The 25,874-nt window shown below is 63.2% G+C and carries 23 protein-coding genes and 3 pseudogenes; 20 read left to right on the plus strand and 6 right to left on the minus strand.

Annotation, left to right across the window (positions count from 1 at the left end):
- Positions 1-35: 35 nt before the first annotated feature.
- Both NKI67_RS14330 and NKI67_RS14335 read right to left on the minus strand, forming a co-directional pair.
- Positions 36-758, minus strand: coding sequence for an SDR family oxidoreductase (locus NKI67_RS14330; protein WP_023676116.1), 723 nt, complete (start codon positions 756-758; stop codon positions 36-38).
- A gap of 142 nt (positions 759-900) precedes the next feature.
- Positions 901-1,926 carry an aldo/keto reductase gene (locus NKI67_RS14335; RefSeq protein WP_051406112.1) on the minus strand — a complete coding sequence of 342 codons (1,026 nt, stop codon included), beginning with the start codon at positions 1,924-1,926 and terminating at the stop codon, positions 901-903.
- 328 nt (positions 1,927-2,254) lie between these two features.
- On the opposite strand from NKI67_RS14335, the gene NKI67_RS14340 reads away from it, so the two are divergent.
- Entirely contained in the window at positions 2,255-3,151 is an 897-nt protein-coding gene (locus NKI67_RS14340) for a LysR substrate-binding domain-containing protein (RefSeq protein ID WP_023676118.1), read from the plus strand.
- A 204-nt stretch (positions 3,152-3,355) separates the two neighbouring features.
- Here NKI67_RS14340 and NKI67_RS14345 read toward each other — a convergent pair.
- Positions 3,356-4,038 (minus strand): annotated as a pseudogene (locus NKI67_RS14345) (IS630 family transposase); the annotation flags it as partial.
- Positions 4,039-4,396: 358 nt separating this feature from the next.
- Here NKI67_RS14345 and nadE point away from each other — a divergent pair.
- Positions 4,397-5,232 (plus strand): annotated as a pseudogene (gene nadE / locus NKI67_RS14350) (NAD(+) synthase).
- 210 nt (positions 5,233-5,442) lie between these two features.
- On the opposite strand, the gene NKI67_RS14355 reads toward nadE, so the two are convergent.
- Both NKI67_RS14355 and NKI67_RS14360 read right to left on the minus strand, forming a co-directional pair.
- Entirely contained in the window at positions 5,443-5,700 is a 258-nt protein-coding gene (locus tag NKI67_RS14355; protein WP_051406109.1) for a hypothetical protein, read from the minus strand.
- A gap of 105 nt (positions 5,701-5,805) precedes the next feature.
- Positions 5,806-6,078: a hypothetical protein gene (locus tag NKI67_RS14360; RefSeq protein WP_023676123.1), complete on the minus strand. Its 273-nt coding sequence runs from the start codon at positions 6,076-6,078 to the stop codon at positions 5,806-5,808.
- Between the two features lie 256 nt (positions 6,079-6,334).
- On the opposite strand from NKI67_RS14360, the gene NKI67_RS14365 reads away from it, so the two are divergent.
- From NKI67_RS14365 to NKI67_RS14405, 9 genes are read left to right on the plus strand one after another with little or no spacing between them, the layout of a single operon-like run.
- Positions 6,335-7,441, plus strand: a complete 1,107-nt coding sequence (locus NKI67_RS14365; RefSeq protein WP_023676124.1) for an NAD-dependent epimerase/dehydratase family protein — start codon at positions 6,335-6,337, stop codon at positions 7,439-7,441.
- A complete protein-coding gene (locus NKI67_RS14370; protein ID WP_023676125.1) occupies positions 7,438-8,517 on the plus strand; it encodes an NAD-dependent epimerase/dehydratase family protein in 1,080 nt (359 codons plus the stop codon). The genes NKI67_RS14365 and NKI67_RS14370 overlap by 4 nt, the downstream gene beginning before the upstream one ends.
- Complete coding sequence (locus NKI67_RS14375) at positions 8,514-9,806, plus strand: TIGR04295 family B12-binding domain-containing radical SAM protein (RefSeq protein WP_023676126.1); 1,293 nt, start codon at positions 8,514-8,516, stop codon at positions 9,804-9,806. Before NKI67_RS14370 ends, NKI67_RS14375 begins: the two co-directional genes overlap by 4 nt.
- Positions 9,791-10,894, plus strand: a complete 1,104-nt coding sequence (locus NKI67_RS14380) for a glycosyltransferase family 4 protein (protein WP_023676127.1) — start codon at positions 9,791-9,793, stop codon at positions 10,892-10,894. The genes NKI67_RS14375 and NKI67_RS14380 overlap by 16 nt, the downstream gene beginning before the upstream one ends.
- A gap of 2 nt (positions 10,895-10,896) precedes the next feature.
- Positions 10,897-12,027: a CgeB family protein gene (locus NKI67_RS14385; protein WP_023676128.1), complete on the plus strand. Its 1,131-nt coding sequence runs from the start codon at positions 10,897-10,899 to the stop codon at positions 12,025-12,027.
- Positions 12,024-13,118, plus strand: a complete 1,095-nt coding sequence (locus NKI67_RS14390; RefSeq protein ID WP_023676129.1) for a CgeB family protein — start codon at positions 12,024-12,026, stop codon at positions 13,116-13,118. Before NKI67_RS14385 ends, NKI67_RS14390 begins: the two co-directional genes overlap by 4 nt.
- Entirely contained in the window at positions 13,115-14,224 is a 1,110-nt protein-coding gene (locus NKI67_RS14395; RefSeq protein ID WP_023676130.1) for a CgeB family protein, read from the plus strand. The genes NKI67_RS14390 and NKI67_RS14395 overlap by 4 nt, the downstream gene beginning before the upstream one ends.
- Positions 14,225-14,247: 23 nt before the next feature.
- Positions 14,248-15,294 carry a UDP-glucuronic acid decarboxylase family protein gene (locus tag NKI67_RS14400; RefSeq protein WP_023676131.1) on the plus strand — a complete coding sequence of 349 codons (1,047 nt, stop codon included), beginning with the start codon at positions 14,248-14,250 and terminating at the stop codon, positions 15,292-15,294.
- 24 nt (positions 15,295-15,318) lie between these two features.
- A complete protein-coding gene (locus NKI67_RS14405; protein ID WP_031211608.1) occupies positions 15,319-15,612 on the plus strand; it encodes a hypothetical protein in 294 nt (97 codons plus the stop codon).
- On the opposite strand, the gene NKI67_RS14410 is transcribed toward NKI67_RS14405, so the two are convergent.
- The gene (locus NKI67_RS14410; protein WP_023676133.1) at positions 15,549-17,381 is read right to left on the minus strand and encodes a hypothetical protein; all 1,833 of its coding nucleotides are present in this window, start codon (positions 17,379-17,381) and stop codon (positions 15,549-15,551) included. The two genes, NKI67_RS14405 and NKI67_RS14410, sit on opposite strands and share 64 nt — an antisense overlap.
- Before the next feature lie 152 nt (positions 17,382-17,533).
- Between NKI67_RS14410 and NKI67_RS14415 the strand changes: the two genes are divergently transcribed.
- The 9 genes and pseudogenes from NKI67_RS14415 to NKI67_RS14455 all read left to right on the plus strand — a co-directional run.
- Positions 17,534-18,637, plus strand: coding sequence for an inositol-3-phosphate synthase (locus NKI67_RS14415; RefSeq protein ID WP_023676134.1), 1,104 nt, complete (start codon positions 17,534-17,536; stop codon positions 18,635-18,637).
- On the plus strand, positions 18,634-19,230 hold the full coding sequence (locus NKI67_RS14420) for a histidine phosphatase family protein (protein ID WP_023676135.1): 597 nt from the start codon (positions 18,634-18,636) through the stop codon (positions 19,228-19,230). Before NKI67_RS14415 ends, NKI67_RS14420 begins: the two co-directional genes overlap by 4 nt.
- A gap of 14 nt (positions 19,231-19,244) precedes the next feature.
- A complete protein-coding gene (locus NKI67_RS14425; RefSeq protein WP_023676136.1) occupies positions 19,245-20,348 on the plus strand; it encodes a CgeB family protein in 1,104 nt (367 codons plus the stop codon).
- Positions 20,348-21,148, plus strand: coding sequence for a nucleotidyltransferase family protein (locus tag NKI67_RS14430; RefSeq protein ID WP_023676137.1), 801 nt, complete (start codon positions 20,348-20,350; stop codon positions 21,146-21,148). The genes NKI67_RS14425 and NKI67_RS14430 overlap by 1 nt, the downstream gene beginning before the upstream one ends.
- Positions 21,149-21,150: 2 nt before the next feature.
- Positions 21,151-21,912, plus strand: a complete 762-nt coding sequence (locus tag NKI67_RS14435) for a TIGR04290 family methyltransferase (RefSeq protein WP_023676138.1) — start codon at positions 21,151-21,153, stop codon at positions 21,910-21,912.
- Positions 21,905-22,837: a glycoside hydrolase 5 family protein gene (locus NKI67_RS14440; protein ID WP_023676139.1), complete on the plus strand. Its 933-nt coding sequence runs from the start codon at positions 21,905-21,907 to the stop codon at positions 22,835-22,837. The genes NKI67_RS14435 and NKI67_RS14440 overlap by 8 nt, the downstream gene beginning before the upstream one ends.
- 20 nt (positions 22,838-22,857) lie before the next feature.
- Positions 22,858-23,922: a glycosyltransferase family 4 protein gene (locus NKI67_RS14445; RefSeq protein WP_023676140.1), complete on the plus strand. Its 1,065-nt coding sequence runs from the start codon at positions 22,858-22,860 to the stop codon at positions 23,920-23,922.
- Between the two features lie 7 nt (positions 23,923-23,929).
- Entirely contained in the window at positions 23,930-24,919 is a 990-nt protein-coding gene (locus tag NKI67_RS14450) for a GNAT family N-acetyltransferase (RefSeq protein ID WP_031211613.1), read from the plus strand.
- A gap of 59 nt (positions 24,920-24,978) precedes the next feature.
- Positions 24,979-25,680 (plus strand): annotated as a pseudogene (locus NKI67_RS14455) (class I SAM-dependent methyltransferase); the annotation flags it as partial.
- Positions 25,681-25,874: the final 194 nt, after the last annotated feature.

Below are 25,874 nucleotides of genomic sequence, written 5' to 3' on the forward strand. Positions count from 1 at the left end.
TTCACCGATCTTGCGGCGGGCTGTAAGACAGTTGTTCACATCGCCTGCACGGTCGGGCGGACCAGGATCTCGTTGAGGGACGTCCGCTTCGGCCGGCTGAGAGCAAAGGCTATGATTTCGGCGATGTCCTGAGCCGGAATTGCAACGTTGTCGCGGTAGTCCTGAGCAGACTTTTTGCTTTCCTCGTGGGTGATGTGGTCGGATAATTCTGTCGCCACCGCACCAGGCTCGATGACTATCACGCGGATGTCTGGCTGGAGTTCGACGCGAAGCGCCTCGGACCAGCCGTTGATCCCCCATTTGGTTGCCGAATAGGCAGCGAACCCGGCTGGAGCTACGCGACCTGCCACAGAAGAGATGTTCACCAGATCTCCCTTCTTGGCGCGGAGTTGGTCAAGGAAAACCTCAGTCACAGTCATGGCACCCAGGAGATTGGTTTCGACCATCTGCCGATGCTCGGATCGCTTGTCCGATCCAAACGGCGCTGTGAGCATCACGCCTGCGTTATTGACTAGAACATCGGCGCCGCCGAACTCCTGGACGCGCGCGGCGGCTCCAGCGATGGAGTCCCGGTCGGTCACGTCAGCCTGGATCGCGATAGCGCCTTCGCCGAGTTCGTCTGCGAGTGCCGCGACACGCTCGAGGCGCCGCCCTAGAAGGGCTACGCGATATCCTTCTGAAAGAAGCTCACGTGCCAGCGCCTCACCGATTCCGGAGGATGCACCAGTGATTACAGCGACCCGATTGTTGTTATTCATGGTAGTCTCCTTCGTTGTGCTCTCTGGCTGGCCCTACCGATCCGGAAAGACCGGAGCGAGGACCACAGAGGTGGCAGCGCCTCGGACAAGAAGCGCCGCAGGTACCCGGCTAGACTTCAGCCCGTCGGTTCTTGTGGGTTGGTCACCTGACCGGTGACATGCCGGTTCCGCCCTTGGAACTCGTTCCAAGTTTTGCGCCGGTATCGATCATCGCGAGCATTGGTGGGCTCAGACGCGCGCCCTGGACCGTGATCCGGGCAAAGCCGTCATCGATCTCCTTGACATCGGCCGCACTCAACTGGACCTGCAGCGCGTCCATGTTCTGGTCCATCTGGTCCTCCGTTATCGGGCCGGGAATGGGCACGATCCACGGCTTGCGGGCGAGCAACCAGGCAAGGGCGACCTGGCCGGGCGCAGCCTGACGACGTGCGCCTACGCGCTGTAGCAGTTCGACCACCGGCCAGTTGGCGCGGCGGGCTTCAGGCGTGAAGCGCGGCAGGTTGGCCCGTAGGTCGGCAGGGCCATGCACGAACATGGGGGTGACTGTACCGGTCAGGTATCCCATGCCGAGCGGGCTCCATGGCACGAACCCGATGCCAAGCTCCTCGCAGGTCGCCAGAACCTCCACCTCCGGATCGCGGGTCCAGACAGAGTATTCATTCTGCACCGCCGTGACTGGCTGCACTTTGTGGGCGCGGCGGATGGTCGCTTCGCCTGCAGCGGACAGGCCGAAGTGGCGGACCTTGCCTTCACGGATCAATTCCTGCACCGCTCCGGCCACGTCTTCGACGGGCACGGTCGGATCGACACGGTGTTGGTATTGAAGATCAATGTAGTCCGTCTTCAAGCGGCGGAGCTGTTGCTCGGTCACCCGCTTGATATTGTCAGGGCGGCTGTTGACGCCTGTGACCCGGCCTTCGGGCGTGATGTCGAAGCCGAACTTGGTCGCGATGATCACCTGGTCGCGGATCGGCGAAAGCGCTTCGCCAACAATATCCTCGCCCAGGAAGGGTCCATAGACTTCAGCGACGTCGAAAAAGGTCACGCCCCGGTCATGCGCCGCCCGGATGATCCGCACCGCCTCCTGCCTGTTCGTGGGCGGGCTGTACATCCCGGCAAAGTTTTGGCAGCCCATCCCCATGGCAGAGACTTCCAGCGAGCCGAGCATGCGACGCTGAAGGTTCGATGACCTTGCACCTGTGGCTGCGGCACCCGATGTTGCCGTTTGAGCTCTCGACTCGGAAAGAGGCAGCAGCGACGCTGCGGCGATGCCTAGCCCAGCGGCGAACAATTTACGGCGGCTTGGCATCTCGGGAGCGCCTGTTTCGAAATCGTCTGCATAGTTCTTCATGGTGCTGCACCTCCACTGGGTTTGATCAACCTCCGAAACACATCAGCGTTTGCGGCTGTGTCTTCGTGAGTGAGCGCAGAATACGATGGCCGTTCCTTTCAAAAAATGGCATTCGAGTTGATGCGACATTAACCAGAGGTTCATAATGGACAAGGATCAGCTTGATGGGCTTGTGGCGTTTGCGCTTGTCGCCGAGAAGCGGAACTTCACGGCGGCGGCAGAAGCACTCAGGGTTTCGCCACCTGCGATAAGCAAGATGATCAGACACCTCGAAACTCGCCTGGGCGTCACCCTGCTTACAAGAACGACACGAGCTACGAGCTTGACCGAAGCCGGGGAGAAATTCCTGCAACAGGCGGGACCGGCGCTGGATGCGATCCTTTCCGCTATGAAGGACGCGGGAAGCGCAGCGGACAAGCCTGCCGGTCGTCTGCGCTTGAATGTCCCGCAGACCGTCTATCCGAACTTCCTTAGGCCGCTGATCGCGACCTTTATCGAAAAGTACCCGGATGTGACGGTTGAGATCTTCTTCGAGAACGCGGCCACCAACATATTCGAGCGCGGGTTTGATGCAGGAATACGGGTGTCAGACATCCTTGCCAAAGATGTCGTGGCGCTCAAACTCTTCGGTCCCGTCCGATGGGTTGTGGCTGCTGCACCGGCCTACCTTGACAAGCATGGGCACCCTGAACATCCAAAAGACCTGTTGGCCCATCCTTGCATCTGCGCGGGAGCTGGCAATCGTGTGTACGATCGGTGGGAGTTCGAGAGCGACGGCAAGGAATTTGAGGTTCAGGTAAAGGGGCCGCTGATCCTCAATGATGTTCTGCTGGCGATCGATGCGGCCGTCGACGGCTTAGGGGTCGTTTACAGCCCTGAAGAAGCGATCAGCGACAAGTTGACGAGCGGCAAGCTCGAAGTCGTTCTGGACCACTTCACCGGGACAAGCTCGGGTGTGTACCTCTACTACCCGCAGCGGTCTCAAGTTCACCCCAAACTGCGGGCCTTCATCGAACATCTCAAAGGCCTGGAGAAGAGGTAGCGCGAGCTTCCTATTGGACGCAGCTTTCGCTTCCCACAGAACCGCTGTCAACGCGAAGAATATTGACGGCCTTCGTCACCTTGGTGCTGCGGATCGCAATCCAACAACGTCCGCTGTTGGCGCATTGTTGCCATCTCCGTCACAGCGGCAGTCTTCGAAACGGCACAACGGCGTCGTGGTCAAGGTGCGAGGCAAACAGCGCTTACGATGCGCGTCGAGGAAGACGAACAGGTTTGCGGTGCGGTTGCGTTTGTACTCGCAGTCGTAGCGCTCCAGCCTTCCCGGCGCGGCCGGGATTGGCTGACGCACCTCGCCGATGAGTTGGGTCGGGCTTTCGTCGAAGCACACCACCGGCCGCTTCGGGTCCGGTGCCTCGGCATGGAGGTCGAGCACATCCTCCATGCGCGCGACATACTCCGCGTCAACCTTTGGAATGCACCACATGTCCTTGCGCCACGGCTTGAGATCGTTCTCGGCTAGGCGCCGGCGCACCGTCTCGCGCGACAGCTGTTCGTGCTCGGTCGGCTTGACGAACGCATCGGCCAGCAGATCCAGTGTCCAACGGGCCCGACCCGGTGGCGGACTGGAGCAGGCGGTGGCTACCAGCAGGGCTTCTTCCTTGCCCGTCAGCTTGCGTTGCGCGCCTGCGCGTGGCTCTTCGCTGAGCGCCGCCTCCAGGCCCATCTCCACGAAGCGGCGCTTGGTGCGGTAGACAATGGAGCCGCCGACCGCCACCGTTGTGGCAACGGTCTCGTCACTGCGGCCGGCATCGGCAGCAAGCAGGATCTGCGCCCGCTTGAGCTTGCGCGCCGGATGCTCCGCCTGCCAGCATGGCTGTGAGTCCGTCGTTCGGGTTGGTCGAGATCGACGCGATAGCGTACATTCATCCGGAAGGCCTCCTTCGGTTGCGGAGGTTCCGGAAGAATCAGAAAATGAATCAATTAGTTGGCGGACGGCCGCCGGACCGACCCTGCTTCACCTAAAAGCAGGGCCAGTACCTCGCCTTCATCTGGACCTACGGCCTGCTCAACGGTCGCGCGCCGGCCGAACGCGACATGCAGCGCTTCTTCGGCGTCACCGCACCTTCCGTCCATCAGATGGTGCTCGCCCTTGAGCGCGCTGGATTGATCCGCAGGCAACCCAGCCTCGCGCACAGCATTGAACTGCTCGTCAAACCCGATATCCTACCCAGGCTACAACCCATCGAACCCGTCATTGCTGTGATATCAGGAGCACCCACTGCCAATGACCGAACAGGAAATGATTATCAACGCGTTGGGTGTCGCTCCCAGTGTTGACGTCGCGCTGGAGGCACGCCGGCGTATCGACTTTCTCGGCACGTATCTGCGTGCATCGGGGCTCAGCACCTATGTGCTGGGGATCAGCGGCGGGGTGGATTCACTTGCCGCGGCCCTTCTGGCTCAACGGGCCGTTGAGGAACTGCGAACGGCTGGATACGACGCCAAATTCCTGGCCGTTCGGCTCCCGTATGGCAACCAGGCCGACGAGAGCGACGCCCAGCGGGCTTTGGACACCATAGGGGCGGACGAAGTGCATCGGGTCGACATCAAGCCGGCTGCCGACGCGCAATGCTAGATTCGATCAAGCGGGCTGGTGTCGAGTTCGGCGACGCAGGCCGCGAGGATTTCTTGCTTGGCAACATCAAGGCGCGTCAGCGCATGATTGCCCAGTTCGCGCTCGCCGGCGCCAGCCGAGGACTGGTCATCGGCACCGACCATGCGGCCGAGGCACTGATGGGCTTCTTCACCAAGTTCGGCGACGGCGCCGCCGATATCCTTCCTCTTTCGGGGCTAAACAAACGCAGGGTGCGAGCCTTGGCCGCGCATCTGGGCGCTCCGCCCGAACTCGTCGACAAGATCCCGACCGCCGACCTGGAGAACCTTGTCCCGCTTCGTCCTGACGAAGATGCCCATGGCGTCACGTATGAACAGATCGACGATTTCCTCGAAGGCAAGGAAATCGACGAGGCCGCGCGGACGCGGATTCTTCATGTGCATTCCAGCACGGCACATAAGCGCGCGCTTCCGGTGACAGCGATTGCGCTAACACTCTCGCCATGACGGCATTGGCAATAGTTCCATGATACCGTTTCGTGGTCAGCACCTCGTGGAGATTGCTTCCGCCATGTTGGCAACCGCATCGATGAGCACTTTGACGGCATGAACAGCCGGACCCTCGATAACATTCCGCACTCGGGTTTGCTACCTTCGAGCGCCTGAGCAGGTTGGCCGATCCGACGTAGGCGGCGACGCCATCTGCAAGCACGATCCTCACGTGAAGGGGTTCTTGCGTGAGTCGCCGCCGCCATAGTCGATGATGCGCGTCGTCGCCTTTTCCAGGCGAAGTCTAGCCTCGGCGCACCCCGAGAGTTGGGAGGCATCCCTTATGACGAGGACGCGCTCGATCGCTTCCGTCGTCTCGAATAGTTCTGCGGCCAACGCGACATGCAGCGCTTCTTCAGCGTCACCGCGCCTTCCGTCCATCAGATGGTGCTCACCCTCGAGCGGGCCGGATTGATCCGCAGGCAACCGGGCCTCGGCGCAGCATTTGAACTGCTCGTCAAACCCGATATCCTACCCAGGCTACAACCCATCGAACCCGTCGAATCCTCTGTGCAGGGGTACTAGACGATGTTAGCCTTTCCGGCTGCGCTCGACGAACTTGTTGAAGCGGCTAGTCTTTCCGCCGCTGGTCTCATCCTGGTAGAGGAACGCCAGTTCGTTCTCATCGAAGATCCTGAAGAACTCGTCCCATTCGACGGGCTCGAACGTCTCTTCAGGCTCGCCGAAGTCGATGCGCAGTATGCCGCCCTCGCCCTTGGTGCGCACCACCGCCGGCCGCCCGTCGCGATCCTCGGCCCAACGGCGGATTTCGTCGTGATCGGTGGTCGTCTTCGATTCAGACATCGCAATCTCCCTTCGATTCCACCGCAGACCGCGAGACCCCGCGCTGCCGGTCTGCCTCCACACAACCAGCAGATGCATCGCTGCCCGGCATGTGCGCGCGGTTGGTCGAACATGGCTCCTAACACCAAGCAGCCTTCGATGTTCCCACGCCTGGTTGAACCTACCCCGGCGAGCCTCCTGAACTTTGTTGAAGCAAGGGAACAAACCTTTCGCCCGGAAGTTTGGGGCGGCAAAGCCATTCGTATGAGGAGTTGTCGTGAAACGTATACTGGTCACGGGAGGCTGCGGTTTTATCGGCCGCCACGTCGCCCAGGAACTCGTTGAACATGGCTATGGGGTTTCAATTCTCGATGCGCTGCTGGATCAGGTGCATGGCGGCGAGGCAATCAGCCTGCCGCCAGGCGCCAAGCTGATCAAAGGCGACGTTCGCGATCGCGACGCCGTCACAGAGGCGGTCGAAGATGTCGACGCGATCATTCACCTGGCGGCTGAAGTGGGCGTCGGCCAGTCCATGTACGAGATCGCCCGCTATGTCGGCGCCAACGACCTCGGCACCGCCACGTTGCTGGAAGTGCTGATCAAACGCCCGATCGAACGTATCGTCGTTGCTTCGTCGATGAGCGTCTATGGCGAGGGTCTCTATGCCACGCCGGACGGCCAGCGCATCGACAATGCAAGACGGCAGCCGGACGACATCCGCAGCGGCCAATGGAATCCCCTCTCGCCGGAAGGAGAAGTCCTGTTGCCGCTGCCGACCGACGAGCAGAAACCGGTCGACCTCGCCTCGATCTACGCGTTGACGAAATACGCCCAGGAACGAGCCGTGCTGATCTTCGGCGAAGCCTATGGCGTCGATGCGGTGGCGCTGCGCCTGTTCAATGTCTTCGGTGCCGGACAGGCACTCTCCAACCCGTATACCGGCGTGTTGGCGAACTTCGCCTCGCGCATCGCCAATGGCCAGCGGCCGCTGATTTTCGAAGACGGCGAACAGCAGCGCGACTTCGTTCATGTACGCGATGTCGCCCTCGCCTTCCGGCTGGCGCTGGAACAGCCGCAGGCGCGCAGCCACGTCATCAACATCGGAAGCGGCCGGGCCTACCCGGTCAGCGAGGTCGCCCGGCTGCTCGCCGAAGCGATGGGCGTGCCTGGCCGCCAGCCGGAAATCCTCGGCAAGGCACGCTCCGGCGATATCCGCAACTGCTTTGCCGACATCTCCAAGGCGCGCGAACTGCTCGGCTTCCAGCCGCAGCACCGGCTGGAGCATTCGCTCGGCGATTTCGTCGCCTGGGTGCGTAACACGGTCGCCATCGATCGCAGCGCCGAGATGAAGCGGGAACTCGAAGCGCGAGGGCTGGTATCATGAGACCGGATTCACGCAATTTTCGCGAAGCCCCCGTCGCCATTATCGGCGGCAGCGGCTTCATCGGCTCGAACCTCGCCGACAGCCTGTTGTCGGACGGCGAGCCGGTGCTGGTCATCGACAATCTGAGCCGTCCCGGCGTCGAACAGAACCTGGAATGGCTGACGCAAAAGCACGGCAACCGCCTCGCTGTCGAAATCGCCGATGTCCGTGACGCCGAGGCGCTCACGCCGTTGGTGGCAGGCTCGAGGGCGGTTTTCCACTTTGCCGCGCAGACCGCCGTCACCACGAGCCTGGTTCGGCCGGACGAGGATTTCGACATCAACCTGCGCGGGACGTTCAACGTCCTGGAAGCCGCTCGCCGCAGCGGCAAGCGCATCCCCGTCGTTTTCGCCAGCACCAACAAGGTCTATGGCCGCCTCGCCGACCTTGCTATGCGCGAAGAAGACGGCAGATACGCGCCTCGCGACGCGGGCGTCCGAGCGCACGGCGTCGACGAGACGCGCGGCCTCGATTTCTGCACGCCCTATGGCTGCTCCAAGGGCGCGGCGGACCAGTATGTCCTCGACTACGCCAAGTCATACGACCTGCCGACGGCGGTGCTGCGCATGAGCTGCATCTATGGACCGCGCCAGTTCGGGACGGAGGATCAGGGTTGGGTCGCCCATTTCCTGCTTAACGCGTTCTCCGACCGGCCGATCACCATCTACGGTGATGGCAAGCAGGTGCGCGACATCCTCCATGTTGCCGACGCGGTCGCGGCTTATCGCGCCGTGCTCGACCGCATCGAGGCGATCAAGGGCCAAGCATTCAATCTCGGCGGCGGACCGGAAAACGCCGTCAGCCTGCGCATGCTGCTGAAGGAGATTCGCGACATAACGAAACGGGACGTTCCGATTCGTTACGACCGCGAACGCACCGGCGACCAACCGTTCTTCGTCGCCGACACGCGCGCGATCGAGGCGGCGCTGGGGTGGAAAGCGCACGTCCCGTGGCAAAACGGCATCCGCGACCTCGCCGACTGGCTGCAGCGTCATCGCCTCGACCCGCATCCCGAACCGGCGAGGTACGTGGCATGAGGGTCGCTCTGGTCAATCCGTCCTGGACGTACCAGGACAGCATCTATTTCGGCTGCCGCCAGCCGCATCTGCCGCTCGAACTCGGCTATTCGAAAGCGCTGCTCGAAGCAGCCCGCCACGAGGTGCTGATGCTGGACGGGCAGATCCAGAAGCTCGACAACGCCGCGCTCGCCGATCGCGTCGCCGCATTCGAGCCTGACATGACCATCGTCAGCACCGCGCCGACCTACCTGTTCTGGCGCTGCGCACCGCCCGAGTTGCGCGTGCCGGCCGATTTCCTCAACCATCTTGCCGGGCGCGGCGGTCGCACCGTCGCCGTCGGGCCGCATGGCTCGGCGACGCCGACGCCGACTTTGCGCAAGCTTGGCGTCGACATCGTCGTGCGCGGCGAATGCGAGGAAGTGGTCGCGGAACTTGCCCGCCGCGACGACTGGAGTGCGGTGCCGTCCACCGCCCACTTCGAGGATGGAGAACTGGTCTCGAACGGCGGCGTGCATGCGAGCTCGTTCATCGATCACCCAGCGCTCGAATGGCCATCAGACTGGATTGCCGCCCATTCGCACCATCATCACCGCTTCGACGACGACCAGGTCGGCTTTGGAGCGGAGGTCGAGGCGTCGCGCGGCTGCCCGTATAATTGCAGTTTCTGCGCCAAGATCGATTTCCGCGATGCCTATCGCCGCCGGAACCACGAAGCAGTGATCGCCGAGATCGACCGGCTGATCGCACAGGGCGTCGGCTACATCTATTTCATCGACGAGATCTTCCTGCCGCAAAAGGCATTGCTGGAGGCGCTGGTCGATCGTGATGTGAAGTTCGGCGTGCAGACCCGTATCGACCTCTGGAAGCCGGAATTGCTGAAGCTGCTCGGTGCCGCCGGCTGCGTCTCGATCGAGGCGGGCCTCGAAAGCCTGACGGTGGAAGGCCGCGCCATGCTGGCAAAACGCTGCCGTTTGGGCACCGAGGAGCTGGCCGCGTTGCTGGTCGACGCAAGGCGCCACGTGCCGTTCGTGCAGGCCAATCTGATCGGCGTGGTCGAGGACGATCCCGCGCTCGTCGATTATTGGCGGAAGCACCTGATCGACAACGGCGTTTGGGCCAACGAACCGGTGCCGCTCTATCCTTATCCGAGTTCGCCGAGCTACCGCGAACTTTGGGGCGAGCCGGACGATCTCGCCTGGGAGCGCGCGCATGAACATTATCTCGCATCCTTCCGAACGTTCAGCGACATCCAGGAGAAGCGGCCGCGTCCGCTGGCCGAATTGGAGGCCACATGTTGCGGACACTGAGCCCGCGGCCGCGGCGTATCCTGATGACTGTCGATGCGGTTGGCGGCGTCTGGCGCTATGCGCTCGATCTGGCCAGGCAACTGGTCGCCGGCGGCGACAGCGTCGTGCTTGCCGGGCTTGGTCCGGAACCGTCCAGGCAGCAGGCCGAGGAGGCCCAGTCATTCGCAACGCTGACATGGCTCAACACGCCGCCCGACTGGATGACCCGCAACGAGCACGACCTCGACACATTGCAGCAGGAGCTGCACCCGCTCATACGTGACTACGCCGTCGAAATCGTCCATCTCAACGCGCCGACGCAGGCCGCGGGGCTCGACGTGCCCTGCCCCGTCGTGGCGGTGTCGCATTCCTGCGTGGTGACATGGTTCCACGCCGTCAAGGGACAGGCGGCGGACGGCGAATGGGCTTGGCAGAAGGACCGCAACCGGCGCGGTCTCGACAAAGCAGGAATGGTCGTTGCGCCCAGCCGCAGCCATGCCGACATGCTCGAAACCTGCTACGGGCCGATCGCGCGCCTGAGCGTCGTCGGCAACGGGGCGCGGCCCGGCGCGAAGAGCGAAAGACGGGAATCGGTCGTTTTCGCCGCCGCGCGCTGGTGGGACGAAGGAAAGAATGCGGCGGTGCTGGACCAGGCCGCCTCCCTGACGCAATGGCCGGTCTTCGTCGCCGGCTCGCAGCAAGGGCCGGACGGCCAGCATGTTGGCTTCAGTGGCGCCGTTCCCCTCGGGCCGGTGCCACATGAGGAAGTGCGCTCGCTGATGGCTCGGGCCGGTATCTTCGTATCGCCGTCGCTCTACGAACCGTTCGGCCTGGCCACGCTGGAAGCCGCAATGTCGGCAACGCCCTTGGTGCTCGCCGATATCGCGACCTACCGGGAACTGTGGGACGGCGCGGCCCTGTTCTACGACGTGCGCGATCCGGGCGATCTCGCCAGCTGCATCAATGGCCTTTGCAATGACGCGCAGCGCCGGCGAGAACTCGGTGAGGCGGCGGCGCGCCGAAGCCGCAGATTTTCACTGGCAAGGCAGGCGACCGCCATGCGCGGCGTCTACGACAAGGCGGCCCTGGCCACCATGGCGGATAATTGATTATGCGATTTTTATTCTACACCCATTCGATCGTTTCCGACTGGAACCACGGCAACGCACATTTCCTGCGCGGCATCATGCGCGAGCTGGTCGCGCGCGGGCACCAGGCGATCGCGCTGGAACCCGCCGACGGCTGGAGCCGGTCGAACCTGGTAGCCGAGAAAGGGTCCTTCGCGATCGAGCGATTCCGGAAGGATTTCCCCGAGTTGATGCCGGTGACCTACGATGCCGCTTTCGACCACGAAGCCTGGATATCCGATGCCGATGTGGTGATCGTGCATGAGTGGACCGAGCCGGACCTTGTTGCGCGGCTGGGCAAGGCGAAAGCAACTGGCGGCCGTTTCACGCTGCTGTTCCACGACACGCACCATCGCGCCATCTCGGCCACGCAAGCGATTTCTGCCTTGCAGCTTGAACATTACGACGGCGTGCTCGCCTTCGGCGAGGCGCTGCGGGAAAGCTATCTTCGCGCCGGATGGGGCAAGCGGGTCTTTACCTGGCACGAGGCAGCCGATGACCATCTGTTCGAGCCCCATCCTGAAATCGAGCGCTGCGCCGACCTGATCTGGATCGGCAATTGGGGCGACGACGAGCGCAGCGCCGAAATCAGGGAATTCCTGGTCGAGCCGGTGCGTGAGCTCGGATTGAGCGGCACTGTCCACGGCGTTCGCTATCCACGGCAAGCGCTCGCCGACCTTGCGGCCGCCGGCCTGCGCTACGAAGGTTGGATCGCCAACGCCGACGTGCCGAAGGCGTTTGCAGCAAACCGCATCACAGTGCACATCCCCAGGCGTCCATACCGCGAAAGCCTGCCCGGCATCCCGACCATCCGCATGTTCGAGGCGCTCGCCTGCGGCATCCCGCTCGTTTCGGCGCCGTGGTCCGATGTCGAACGCCTGTTCAGGCCCGGCGTAGATTTTCTGTTTGCAAACAACGGTTCCGAGATGCGGCGTCATCTTCGCGCCGTGCTGCACGACGCGGATCTCGCCGCTTCTCTGGCGACATCGGGCCTCGAGACCATCCGCTTGCGGCACACATGCCGGCACCGGGCGGATCAATTGTTCGGCGTGCTCGCCGAATGCGGGCGCCGCCAAGCCGCGGACACGATTCTTGCAACGGAGGCCGCCGAATGAAGATTGCATTTTACGGGTCAAGCCTGCTGTCGTCCTACTGGAACGGCGCGGCCACCTATTACCGCGGGCTGCTCAAGGCTCTGGCCAGGCTCGGCTATGACATCACCTTCTATGAGCCCGATGTCTACGATCGCCAGAAGAACCGCGACATCGAGGCGCCGGACTGGTGTGCCGTCGTCGTCTATGAGGCGACCCCACAGGCGCTGATGCAGGTGGCGGCGCGGGCGGCGGAGGCAGATATCGTCGTCAAGGCGAGCGGCGTCGGTTTCGCCGACGACGCGCTGTTGCGGGCGGTGCTCGATCACGCCCGTGCCGGTGCGCTCACCGTATTCTGGGATGTCGATGCGCCGGCGACGCTTGGCCAGTTGCGCGACGAGCCCGACCATCCGCTGCATCGCGCGCTGCAGGAAATCGACCTCGTGCTGACCTATGGCGGCGGCGACCCGGTGGTCTGGGCCTATCGGGCAATGGGGGCGGCCGAATGCGTGCCGATCTACAATGCGCTCGATCCGGAAACGCATCATCCGGTCGGCAAGGACATGCGCTTTGCCTGCGATCTCGCCTTTCTCGGCAACCGGCTGCCGGACCGCGAGGCGCGCGTCGAAGCCTTCTTCCTCGACCCGGCCGGCCGCTCCGCCGATCAGCGCTTCCTGCTCGGCGGATCGGGCTGGGGCGACAAGCAGATGCCCGCCAATGTCCGATGGCTCGGCCATGTCGGCACGCGCGACCACAATGCATTGAACGTCACGGCCAAGGCGGTGCTGAACATCAGCCGCGACAGCATGGCGGCCAATGGCTTTTCACCTGCGACGCGCGTTTTTGAGGCGGCGGGCGCCGGCGCATGCCTCATCACCGACGCCTGGCTCGGCGTGGACCTGTTCCTGAAACCCGGCGAGGAAATCCTGGTCGCGCGCGATGGCGAGGACGTCGCCGAGATCATGCAAAGCCTTAGTGCCGAACGGGCTAAGGCGATCGGGACATCGGCGCTTCGGCGCGTGCTTGGCGAACATACCTACACGACACGTGCCGTTTTAGCCGACGCCATCTTCAGGCGCCATTTCGAGCGTCCGACCGTGGAGGCGGCCGAATGACAAAGCCGCTCGACATCGTCTTTCTTGGCCTGTCGCTCTCCTCATCCTGGGGAAACGGCCACGCCACCACCTTTCGGGGGCTGCTTAAAGGTCTCCACGAACTCGGCCACCGCGTCACTTTTCTCGAACGCGACGTGCCGTGGTACGCAAGTCACCGGGATCTGCGCGATCCCGATTTCTGCGCCTTGCGCTACTATGAAACGATCGATGATCTTCGCCGCAATTTTGCGCGCTGTCTGCGCGATGCCGATATCGTGGTCGTCGGCTCCTTCGTTCCCGAAGGCCCTGAAATCATCGACGTCGTGGCATCGCTGTGCACGGGTCAGTTCTGCTTCTACGACATCGACACGCCGATCACGCTGGCAAAGCTTTCGACCGATGATTGCGAGTACATTGCCAGGCGGCAGGTCCCGTATTTCGACGTCTACTTCTCCTTCACCGGCGGGCCGACGCTTGCCCGTCTGACGGCGGAATTCGGCGCGAGGCGGGCCGAGCCGCTCTACTGCTCCGTCGACCCGGAACGGCATCACGGAACCGGTGATCCAATCCGCTGGGATCTCGGCTATCTCGGCACCTACAGCCCCGACCGCCAGGCGACGCTAGAGGCCCTGCTGTTCGAACCGGCGCGTCGCATGCCGGAGCGCCGCTTCGTCGTGGCAGGCTCGCAATATCCGCGCGAAATCGCCTGGCCGGACAATGTGGATCGCATCGAACACCTGCCGCCGGCAGATCACGCCGCCTTTTACAGCCGCCAACGCTACACGTTGAACGTCACGCGCAGTTCCATGATCGCGGCCGGATGGTCGCCCAGCGTGCGCCTCTTCGAGGCAGCCGCCTGCGGCACGGCGATCATCAGCGATAGCTGGGCCGGACTGGACAGCCTGTTTCCAGAGCGGACGATCCACACGGCGCGCAGGACCGAGGACGTAATCGGTATCCTGTCTGGGGAATCCGACGGCGCCCGGCTTGCCATGGCCAGGCAGGCGCGCGTGCTCATCCTCGCAGCTCACACAAGCATCGCAAGAGCCCGCGAATTCGTTTCGCTGCTGGCGCAGGCCAAATCGCCACGTTCTGTTCTCGATCTGGACGTCGAGAGCGCAGCATGACCCGCAGACGGGAGAAGATAGAGATGCAGCTATCAAGAAAGGCGCAACGGACCAAGACCGTGCTTGTCGCCGGCGGCGCAGGTTTCCTCGGTTCGCATCTTTGCGAGACAATGCTCCAGGCCGGCTGGCGCGTGATCTGCGTCGACAATTTCCTTACCGGCCGCATGGAGAACATAGCATCGATCGCCGATCGTCCGGATTTTCGGCTGATCAAGCAAGACATTTGCCGACCGTTGGAGCTTGGCGAACCGGTTGACCGCATCTTCAACATGGCGTGCGCGGCCTCGCCGCCGCGTTACCAGGCCGACCCGGTCCATACGACGCGGACTTGCGTCATCGGAACGCTCAATCTGCTGGAGCTCGCCGCCCGCAATGGCGCCCGGTTCCTGCAGGCGTCCACCAGCGAAATTTATGGCGATCCCGAACAGCATCCGCAGAAGGAAGACTATGTCGGCCACGTGAACTGCATCGGCCCCCGCGCCTGCTATGACGAAGGCAAGCGCACCGCCGAAACCTTGTGCTTCGATTATTTGAGAATGGGAAAAACCGATATCCGTGTAGCGCGCATCTTCAACACCTATGGTCCCAGGATGGATCCTGCGGATGGACGGATCGTTTCCAATCTGATCATGCAGGCACTCGAGAGACGGCCGCTGACGATATTCGGCGACGGGCTGCAGACCAGGTCGTTCTGCTACGTTTCCGATCTGGTCGACGGCTTGATCCGGTTGATGGAGGTCGATCCCAATCCGAGCCAGCCCGTCAATCTGGGCAATCCGGGGGAGTTCACCATCCTGCAACTGGCGAGCCTGGTGAGAGGCATGACCGCAACCAAATCGGGCTTGAAATTCCTGCCGCTGCCGCAAGACGATCCTCGTCGTCGGCAACCCGACATTTCCCGCGCAAGGAAGCTTCTCGGCTGGTCGCCAAAAGTGCCGCTCAGGCAGGGTTTGGTGCGCACAATCGGCTATTTTGCCGAGCTTGAGACGGCGCAGATGATCGACGGAAGACGTCGAATTGCCGCCACCGTGCGTTCTGCATCAGGCCGGCTGCAAAATCTGCCGGCCTGAAGGCGGGGAGCGTCTGGCCGCTGCTTGGTCACGACGGAAAGCGCCGTCGTCTCGGATTTGGTCACTTTTTCTCGTCGCGGGAACAACCCGTCCAGCTTCTGGTTCTGCCAAGGTACCGGCATGGAGACGATTGTGCATCCGAAGCGATCCGCCAAAGACATCGAACAAATGGCCGCAAAGGAGACGGCTGCCTTCCTGCGGCGCGCCTCCATCACCTATCTGGAATGTTGTGTGAGCCTGATGATGACGCATCTTCAGCGCGAGGAGGTAGCGGCCATCCTCGAAAAGGAAGCGGATATGCTTCGCCGGCTGGACTGATCCCGCTCGAGCGGCGGCAGGTCGCCTTGGCTTTCCAGGAAACGAAGCAGCGCGGCAGCGTAACGTCTTGCCGCGGCCGCCAGCCGGATCTGTTCCCGATCATCGCCCGATCGCTCAGCCATGCTCCACAAGCCAAGCTGGAAGGCGAGATAGCAGGGCTCGTAGTAGTGGACCAGATTGGCATCGACGGGACGAGACGTAGTCGCCTCGACAGCTTTGCACAGTGCCGCAGTCGCTGCGTCGGAGAGGCTGTACTCGACACGGGCGCCGGCAATGTCCCAGGCGATGTCCTGGCAGCCGATCAGATCGTGCGATCGGCAATGGTCGAGGGCGTCCGTCTTGACCAGCCTTCCACCGCGCGAAAGGATGAACTCCCACGGATGAAGCCGCCCGTCGATCTCGACCCGCTGCATGGTCTTGGGCGGAGCCTGTTTCGAGAACCAGGTCTGCAGCTCCGCCGCGCGGCTTTCGCCCAGCGCCTCACTTGTATTCCGCACGGCCATGTCGGCAAGCGCCTCCAGCGAGGCGCCCTGTTCGGAGGCGGGCAGATTGGCTGCGCGCCAGGACAGATAGCGCGCGAGATGAGCGACCATTTTTTCTTTCGAATGCCTTGCCCGGTCCAGCGTTGTACCGTCGATCCAGCGTTCAACGAGGAAGCCATGGCACAGCCCGGCGATGTCCGGGCCAAAGCCTGCGTCATTCAGCCTCCTGGCAGTCTCGGCCTTGTGCATTCCGATTTCACCGAGGCCGACGAATTTGACCGACCATTTTTCCCGGCCCGCAGAAGCAAGAAACTTTCGCCGCTCGAAGCCGCGGTGGACGGGGGGCCAATGATCCAGCGAGCCATAGTGCAAGCGACGCCACTCTCCGCCAGATATTTCGGTCAAGCTGACCGCTGTGCGGCCGATCGTCCTGGCCACCCAATCCCGCAACGTCGGGACAGCGGATCCAGCGGGGAAAGTCCGTTCGAAATCCGCGGTGTGTTTTTGGCAAACCGTCCATGCCTCCCGACTGTTCGTCGATGCCTCGGGGCCCGGGCCAGCCGAATGGCTTGGGAACAGATGGATGCGCCTGGGATCGATGCCCAGCCTTTGCAGCCATGCGACGACTGCGTGAAACGAGCTGCCGGACAGGCCGGGGCCCTCATCGACGACAGCGAAATGGGCCGATGGCCTTGTCCTCCAGCCGCCGATCAGTTCCGGATCGGCGGCAAGCCGCCTGCGAAACGGATGACCGGTCGGACGGACGCTGACGGGCGCCGGCGCGCCGATGGCTGCCGCCACCATCGCTGCCAATCCCAGGCCGATGCTGCGGATGCCGATTACGCATGTGTTCGCATCGAGACCCGACTGCCGTGCGGCGACGAAATAGCTCTCCGGATAGAGCGCGTAATGGGCGTAGCCCTCGGCCGTGCCGATGAGGATTTCGCCATCGCAATCGAGTTCGGCCAGCATTCGCGGCACTTCGGCATCGACCGGGCCGTCGATGGCGAATCCGGCCGCCCACGATCTGCCCACGTCCCGGGCCAAGCCGACCAGGAGATTTGCGCCCGCGATCCGCTGTCGGGAATTCCTGTCCATGCCGTTGGCCTCGAATTCAGCATCGGCAAGGCCCTGGACCAATTCCGAGATCTTGATGAACAGGCCGACCAGGGCTGCGTGCCGTCCGATCCCGCTTGGCATATCCGCAATGTGCCCGGCCGCTTCGCAGGCCGAGCCGCGAACATGTCGCGCGCTCTCAATTCGCTTGTGGTCGCCATAGACGATCATTGTCCCGTCCCGGTTGGCCTCACTGCACAACTCGGCGAGCGCTACTTTGATCCACCATCGGTTGCACGATTTTTGCAGCCGGCAAGGAACAATCAGCGAGGCAGGTGGTTTGGCACGAAGAACTTACCTTCAACAGCATAGGCAGCGGTTTCGTGGGATCGAAGAAAGTTCGGATCGGAATAGTCGGCGTCGGCAACTGCGCCTCCTCCCTTGTTCAGGGCATCACCTATTACCGTGACGCAAGAAGCAATGAGCCCATCCCCGGGCTGATGCATGCCGATCTTGGCGGCTACCATGTCAAGGACATCGAGGTGGTCTGCGCTTTCGATGTCGCCAAGGGCAAAGTCGGACGCGATGTGGCAGACGCGATCTACAGCGCGCCGAACAATACTTTCCGCTTTGCCGATGTGGCGGCTACCGGCGTTCGCGTCGAACGCGGGCCGACACTGGACGGCATCGGCAAATATCTGCGCGACGAGATCCAGGAGGCCGACGAACCCGTCGCCAACATCAGCAAGATCCTCGCCGAAAGCGGCGCCGAAATCCTGGTGTCCTATCTGCCTGTCGGTTCGGAGGAGGCAACGCGCTTTTATGCCGAGTGCGCGCTCGAGGCCGGCTGTGCCTTCGTCAACTGCATACCGGTCTTCATCGCCTCGCGGCCGGAGTGGCGCCGGCGCTTCGAGCAGCACGGCCTGCCGCTGATCGGCGACGACATCAAGAGCCAGGTCGGTGCGACGATCGTCCACCGGCTGCTCGCCAACCTGTTCCGCGAGCGCGGCGTGCGCATCGATCGCACCTACCAGCTCAATTTCGGCGGCAACACCGACTTCCTCAATATGCTGGAACGCGAGCGGCTGGAATCGAAGAAGATCTCAAAGACGCAATCCGTCACCAGCCAGATCGACGTTCCCCTGGAGCCCGGCAACATTCACGTCGGGCCGAGCGACCATGTCCCGTGGCTGACCGATCGCAAGTGGGCCTATATCCGGGTCGAAGGCACGACCTTCGGCGGTGTGCCGCTGAATGCCGAGCTCAAGCTGGAAGTGTGGGATTCGCCCAATTCGGCCGGCGTCGTCATCGATGCGGTGCGTTGCGCCAAGCTGGCGCTCGACCGCGGTATCGCGGGCGCGCTGACCGGTCCCTGCAGCTATTTCATGAAATCGCCGCCCGAGCAGTTCACCGACGCGGAAGCCCGCCAGCGCACGCTCTCTTTCATCGCCGGCAAGGACGAGCCGATGCTCGATGCCGCGGAATGACGACGACGTTCTTTCTGGTGCGCCACGCCGCGCACGACAATGTCGGCTGTTATCTTGCCGGACGGATGGCCGGCGTTTGCCTCGGCGAAGCCGGCAAGGCACAGGCCTCGCATCTGGCAGACCGCATGGCACGCGAGGCGATAGCGGCAATCTTCTGCAGCCCGCGCGAACGCACGCAGGAGACCGCCAATCCGATCGCGCTCGCCTGCAATGCCGGTGAAATCGTGATCCGCGAGGAACTCGATGAGATCGACTTCGGCACCTGGTCGGGAAAGACCTTCGAAGAGCTGAACCAGGATGCCGACTGGCGGGTGTGGAACGACCAGCGTCAGCAGGCGAGAACACCGAGCGGCGAGACCATGCTGGACGTGCAGCAACGCGTCGTCTCATTGATCGAGCAGGTCCGCGGCACCTACCAGAACCAGGGCGTCGCACTGGTCAGCCATGCCGACGTCATCAAGGCCGCCGTGTGCAAGGTGCTCGGCCTGTCGCTGGGAAACTGCTTTCGCTTCGATATCGACCCAGCGTCGATCACCACGGTTGTTTGGGGGGACTGGGGGTCGAACCTGATCAGACTCAACGAAGCTGCCTGACGAGGAATTGCCGGATGCGCATGGTCATTTTCGGTCTTACCGTGACATCGTCGTGGGGCAATGGGCACGCCACGCTGTGGCGCGGATTGATCCGGGCGATGGCCGGGCTGGGCTGGTCTATCACCTTCTTCGAACGCAACACTCCCTATTATGCCGGGACGCGCGACCTCGACCAGTTGGATGGCGGCAACCTCGTCCTTTATCAGGATTGGGAGGACATCCAGCGCGTTGCCGAGCAGGCGATGAATGAGGCCGATGTGGTCATCGTCACCTCCTATTGCCCCGATGCCGTGAGCGCGTCGCGCCTTGCCCACCAGGCCTGTCGCGGGCTGAAGGTGTTCTACGATCTGGATACGCCGGTGACGCTGGCGCGGATCGAACAAGGTGATCCTCCGGCCTATTTCGGGCCGGAAGGGCTTCGCGATTTCGATCTCGTGCTGAGCTACACGGGAGGAACCGCGATCGACGCATTGAGGTCGATGCTGGGTGCGCGTCGCGTCATGCCGCTCTACGGCCATGTCGATCCAGAGCGACACCGGCCCGCCCCGCCCAGGCCGGAGTTTGCCGGCGACCTTTCCTATCTTGGAACCTATGCGGCAGACCGCCAGGCCGGGGTCGAGAGGCTGCTGGTCAGTCCGGCTGCGCGCCTGCCGGAGCGCCGCTTCATCATTGGCGGCGCACAATATCCGCAGGAATTCCCGTGGAGCGACAATATTTTCTTCGTCCGGCATCTGCCGCCGGCCGACCACCCCGCCTTCTTTTCATCATCACGGCTGACCCTGAACGTGACCCGCGAGGCGATGGCCGAAAGGGGCTGGTGTCCTTCCGGCCGGCTGTTCGAAGCCGCCGCTTGCGGTGCCGCGATGGTGAGCGACACATGGCCGGGACTGGAGGCCTTTTTCCGGCCCGGCGAAGAGATCGTCGTGGCGAACAGCACCGACGACGTGGTCGCCGCGCTCGACCTGTCCGACGCCGAGCTTGACGCTATCCGCAGCCGAGCGCGCGAGCGGGTGCTGGACGAACACACCTCGGCGCGGCGCGCGAAGGAATTCGACCGCATCCTGTCTGATGCACTGCACGGCTCCACGCATGGCGAGCCGTTGAAGGAGGCAGTTTGATGTTGGGCATCGTGCCCGCAGCCGGACGGGGAAGCCGCATCCAGCCGCTCGGCTTTTCGAAGGAGCTTCTGCCGGTCGGCAGCCGCATCGACGGCAACACCGAGCGGCCTTGCGCGGTCAGCGAATACCTGGTGCGCCGCATGGTGCGCGGGGGGGCCGACAAGATCTGCTTCGTCATCGGCTCGGGTAAGTCGGATATCCTCGAATATTATTCTGCCGGCTATGCCGACGCGACTGCGCTGTTTGTGGTGCAGCCCTCTCCGGTCGGCCTTTGCGACGCCATCTTCCGTGCCGCACCGCTCGTCACAGCCGATGAGACCGTTCTGGTCGGGTTGCCCGATACGATCTGGTTTCCCGAAGACGGCTTCCTGGCCCTCCCGGACGACGGCCTGTCCTTCCTGCTGTTTCCGGTGGACCAGCCGGAGTTCTTCGACGCCGTCGTTGTCGACCAGGACGACCGGGTGAAGCAAATCCAGGTCAAGCAGCAGAATGCCCAATCGAACTGGATCTGGGGTGCGTTCAAGATGCCCGGCCGCACCCTTCACCAGCTCGCCGCGCTGTGGCGGGAACGGGACCGGTGCGACGAATATATCGGCACGCTGGTCAATGCCTATCTCGCCGCCGGAGGCGATGCCTATGGCATCAAGGCTGGCACCGCCTATGTCGACGTCGGCACCTTCAACGGCTACCGCACCGCACTTCGCCTGCTTGAAAGCGCCGCCGGTACCAAGGACGACCAAGTCGCCATTACGCTGCCCGGCCACCAGCACGTCCCTGTCCTCGCAGGCGAAGGAGGCTAGCCATGCTGCATTCCGATGCCGAAATCCGCCGCCGTATCGATGCGCTCGGCCCATGGTTCCACAATATGGAACTGGCCGGCATCGAAACCGCTCCCGACCATTTCCTTGGCAACTATCCGCTGATCAAATGGCGCAAATTCGCCGACGCGATTCCCGCCGATCTTTCCGGCAAGGCGGTGCTCGACATAGGCTGCAATGCGGGTTTCTATTCGATCGAGATGAAACGCCGCGGCGCCGGCCGCGTGCTTGGCATCGATTTCGATGAGGCTTACCTGGCGCAGGCGCGCTTTGCCGCTGAGGTAGCAGACTGCGACATCGAATTCCGGCAGCTCTCGGTCTACGACGTTGGCGCCCTGCATGAGCGGTTCGACATCGTGCTGTTCATGGGCGTGCTCTACCATTTGCGCCATCCCTTGCTCGCACTCGATCTGATCCGGGAGCACGTCGCCCGGGACCTGATGATCTTCCAGTCGATGCAGCGCGGCAGCACCAACGTGCCGGCGCTCGAGCAGAATTATCATTTCTGGACCCACGACCTGTTCGACCGGCCGGATTTCCCAAAGCTGCATTTCATCGAGCATCGTTACGCCGACGACCCGACCAACTGGTGGATTCCCAATCGCGCCTGCACCGAAGCCATGCTGCGCAGCGCCGGCTTCGAGATCGTCCTGCAACCGGAGCAGGAGGTCTATTTCTGCCGCACCGCCGACGTGCCGGCCGGTGGCGGCGTCGTCTACCCGTCGAAAGGACAAATAAATGATTGAAGCCGCGATGATCTGGAACGAGCCCAACAACAAATCCCACTGGGATCCCGAGCTCGACCCCGACTGGAGCCGCTTCGCCAACATGGCAACCCTGGTCGCCGACGCGATCGCGTCGGAGAATCCGGCCTTGACCAAGGTCCTTGGCGGCATCTCGCCGATCGATGCCGGTTTCATGACACGGATGAAGGAGTTCGACGTGCTCGATCATGTCGATGCTGTCGCCGTGCACGGTTTCCCGCTCGACTGGAACCTCTGGCAGATCCACGAATGGCCGCAGAAGATCGGCGAGATTTCGGCTGTCACCGATCTTCCGGTATGGGTCAGTGAGGTCGGCGTGTCGACCTTCGGCGCCGAGGAGGTGCAGGTCTGGGGCCTGCGCCGGACCGCGGAACTGCTGATCGGCAACGCACCGCGCATCCAATGGTATAGCCTCTACGACCTGCCGCGCGAGTGGGAAGCGACGACGCGCCATCGCGAGGCGGAAGGCTCGTCTTACTACCGCCATTTCTACATGGGCCTGCTCCGCCAGGACGGCACGCCAAAGCCCGCGCTCGAGGAGTTCCTGCACCACACGCCGGCAATGGGACTGGTGCAGTGGTTCCATTTCGAAGATCACCGGCTGGACGACGCCGTTGCCTGGATGAAACGGCTCGGCGTCACCAATCTGCGCACCGGGCTTTCCTGGGCCGACAGCTTCAGGCCGAACGCACTTGACTGGTTCGACCGGCAGATGGAGGCTTTGGCCGACTTCGACGTGACGGTTACTTTCTGCTTCACGCCGGAACACCGCGGAATGATGCCGCACCACAGCAGTCCGCCGCTGGTGCCGGAGGAATTCGCCGACTTCTGCGCGGCAATGACGCGCCGATATGCCGGCAGCATCGCTGCCCCTTCGGTCGGCAGGCTGCGCGCCTCCGCAGCGTGAGGAGCTTCGGCTCTCCAGTCATGACGCTCACCGTCCTCAACGTCGCCTATCCCCTCGCCCCGGTCGGGCCGGATGCGGTCGGTGGTGCCGAGCAGGTGCTGTCGGTGCTCGACCAGGCGCTCGTACAGGCCGGACACCGCTCGATCGTGATCGGCTGCCAGGGCTCGAGCGCTGCGGGTGTCCTCATCGAGACGCCGGCCGAACCGGGCGTGCTCGATGAAGCGGCGAAGCGCCGGGCGCAGCGTGTTCATTGCGCCGCAATTGCTACCGCACGCGCTCGCTGGCCAATCGACGTGGTCCATTTGCACGGTATCGATTTCGATGCCTATCTGCCGGGCGACGGGCCGACATTGGTGACCCTGCATTTGCCGCTCGACTGGTATCCGGCCGACGCTCTCAATCCGGCGCGGGAGGATCTGTGGCTGCATGCGGTATCGGCGGCTCAGCAAAGAACCGCGCCGCCGGGAGCCAGGCTGATCGGGCCGATTCCCAACGGAGTGGACGTCGACGCGCTGAGCGAACCGCAGGCCAAACACGACTTTGCGCTCGTGCTCGGCCGCGTCTGCCCGGAAAAGGGCATCCATCTGGCGCTGGACGCAGCCAAGAAGGCCAGCGTGCCGCTGGTCATCGGTGGCAAGGTCTACCCCTATGAAACGCACACAGCGTATTTTCGCGACGAGGTCGAACCCCGGCTGGACGACCGGCGCCGCTTCCTTGGTCCGCTCGGCTTTGTCGCCAAGCGGCGCCTGCTGAATACAGCCCGCTGCCTAGTCATCCCGAGCCTTGCCGCGGAAACCAGTTCGCTCGTCGCCATGGAGGCGCTCGCCTGCGGCACCCCCGTGGTGGCCTTCCCGAATGGCGCACTGCCGGATGTGGTCGAGCACGGCAAGACCGGGTATCTGGTCGGGGATGTCGACGAGATGGCCGAAGCCATCGCTGCCGCACCCAGCCTGGACCCCGAGACCTGCCGGGCCGAGGCGCGGCGGCGCTTTTCACTCGACCGCATGGTTTCCTCCTACATGGACGCCTATCGGGCGCTGGCACGGCTCGGCACAGACAGCGGGCAGCTCGCGACGGCAAAGTGAGCGCGACATGCTCCGCAGTGAGATCATAGACGATCCGGCGGACCTCGAAGCCCTCGAGCCGCACTGGTGGGAACTTTGGTCGCGCAGTCCCTCGGCGACGCCGTTCCAGTCTCCCGCATGGTTGCTGCCATGGTGGCGGACATTTGCTCCCGGCGAGCTAGCGACGGTCGCCATCTGGCGTGGCGACGATCTGGTCGGCCTGGCGCCACTCTATCTGGAACGCCACGACGCCGGCGCGCGATTGCTTCCGCTCGGCATTTCGTTGAGCGACTATCTGGATGTCCTTTGTCTTCCCGAGATCGCCGAACCGGTCGGCGCAGTCATCGGTGGCGCCGTTCTTTCCGTCGGCTGGTCACAGTGGATCTTGCAGGACCTGCCTCCCGGCGGCGCCGGCCTTGCCATCAGGCATGCCGCGCTCGAATCGTGCCAAGCCGTCGGTCACGCCGCTTGCCCGGTGCTCGCCCTCGCCGGCGACCAGACGCTTCAAGGCTGCGTTCCGGCGCGGCGGAGGCGCCAATTGCGCCGCGCCCACAGGGCCGCGTCGAGACGCGGCAGTGTCTCCATCGAACCCGCTTTGTCCGATCCGCAGACATTCCTCGACCACCTGATCCGCCTTCACCGCGCGCGCTGGGCCGGACACGGCGACGGCGTTCTGTCCGATTCCCGCGTGGAAGCATTCCACCGTCAGGCGCTGCCGCAGCTGGTCGCACAGGTGCTTGCCCGATGCTGGCTTATCACGATCGGTAACGCGATCGTGGGCGCCTATTACGGGTTCCATCATCGGGGCCGCGCTTGCGCTTACCTCGGTGGCTTCGATCCGGCCTATGCCGAGGAAAGTCCCGGCGCGCTGCTCATCGGCCAAGCGATAAGGCAGGCGATCTGCGAAGGCGCGGAAGAGTTCGATTTTCTGCGCGGACAAGAGGCCTACAAGTACAGCTGGGGCGCCGTAGACCGGTGGACGATGCGCAAGATCTGGACGCGGAGCAAAGGGCGATGAGCGCGACCCAGCCGGAATCTCGGCGGTCGACATCAGCAAGGCGGGTGCTGGAGGATTGCATGGCAGACGGTGCCGGCGTCGAAGCCGTCATCGCAAGGCTGGCTCTCCGTTTCGAGACAGGAATCGATGCTGCAGAATTGGCGAAGATTGCGCAAAACACGCACTCGGCTGACCCGCGAAACACGGCAAAACTGCAACGGATTGCCGACCTGCTGCGGCGCAGGCCCGAGATATTCGCCACGCTGCGCAAAACAGGTGGTGCCGTTCGGCACGAGCGTGGCGAGGACGAGACCGACGATGCGGTCGTCAAGCGGCTGGCGGCCGGGTTTGACGCGGCGGCGGCGATCTCCCCGGCGGCGAGCGTCCAGCTGTCATCGCTGGGCAATGAGGAAAAGCTCTCTGCCGCTACGGCTGAGATCGTTGCATGGCTGGAGAGGCGAGGCTTTACCGGCACTGACCGCGACATACTGGATATCGGCTGTGGTATCGGTCGGTTCGAACAGGCGCTCTCCGCTCTGTCGCGCCGGATCGTCGGCAGCGATATATCCCCAGCGATGATCTCGATCGCCCGCCGGCGATGCGCCGGGCTCGGCAATGTAGAATTCCGCCCTACGCGCGGTTTCGATCTTGCCGATTTTTGCGATGCCAGCTTCGACCGCGTGCTGGCCGTCGACAGCTTTCCCTATCTGGTGCTGGCCGGCCTTGCGGAGCGACATTTCGTGGAAATCGCGCGCGTGCTGAAGAGGCCGGGCATGGCCGCGCTTTTGAATTATTCATATCGCGGATCGCCGGCGCTGGATCGCGCCGATGTCCATAACTTCGCCAACGCAAATGGCATGCAAGTCCTCGTCGACGGCGAAAAGCCTTTCCGGCACTGGGACGGCGATGCCTTCCTGCTTACGATTTCCATCGGAACATTGCGGCCCAACGCTGGTTCGGATGCCGAACGGGAAAA

The sequence above is a fragment of the Mesorhizobium sp. M0408 genome, from assembly GCF_040321495.1.
GTDB lineage: Bacteria > Pseudomonadota > Alphaproteobacteria > Rhizobiales > Rhizobiaceae > Mesorhizobium.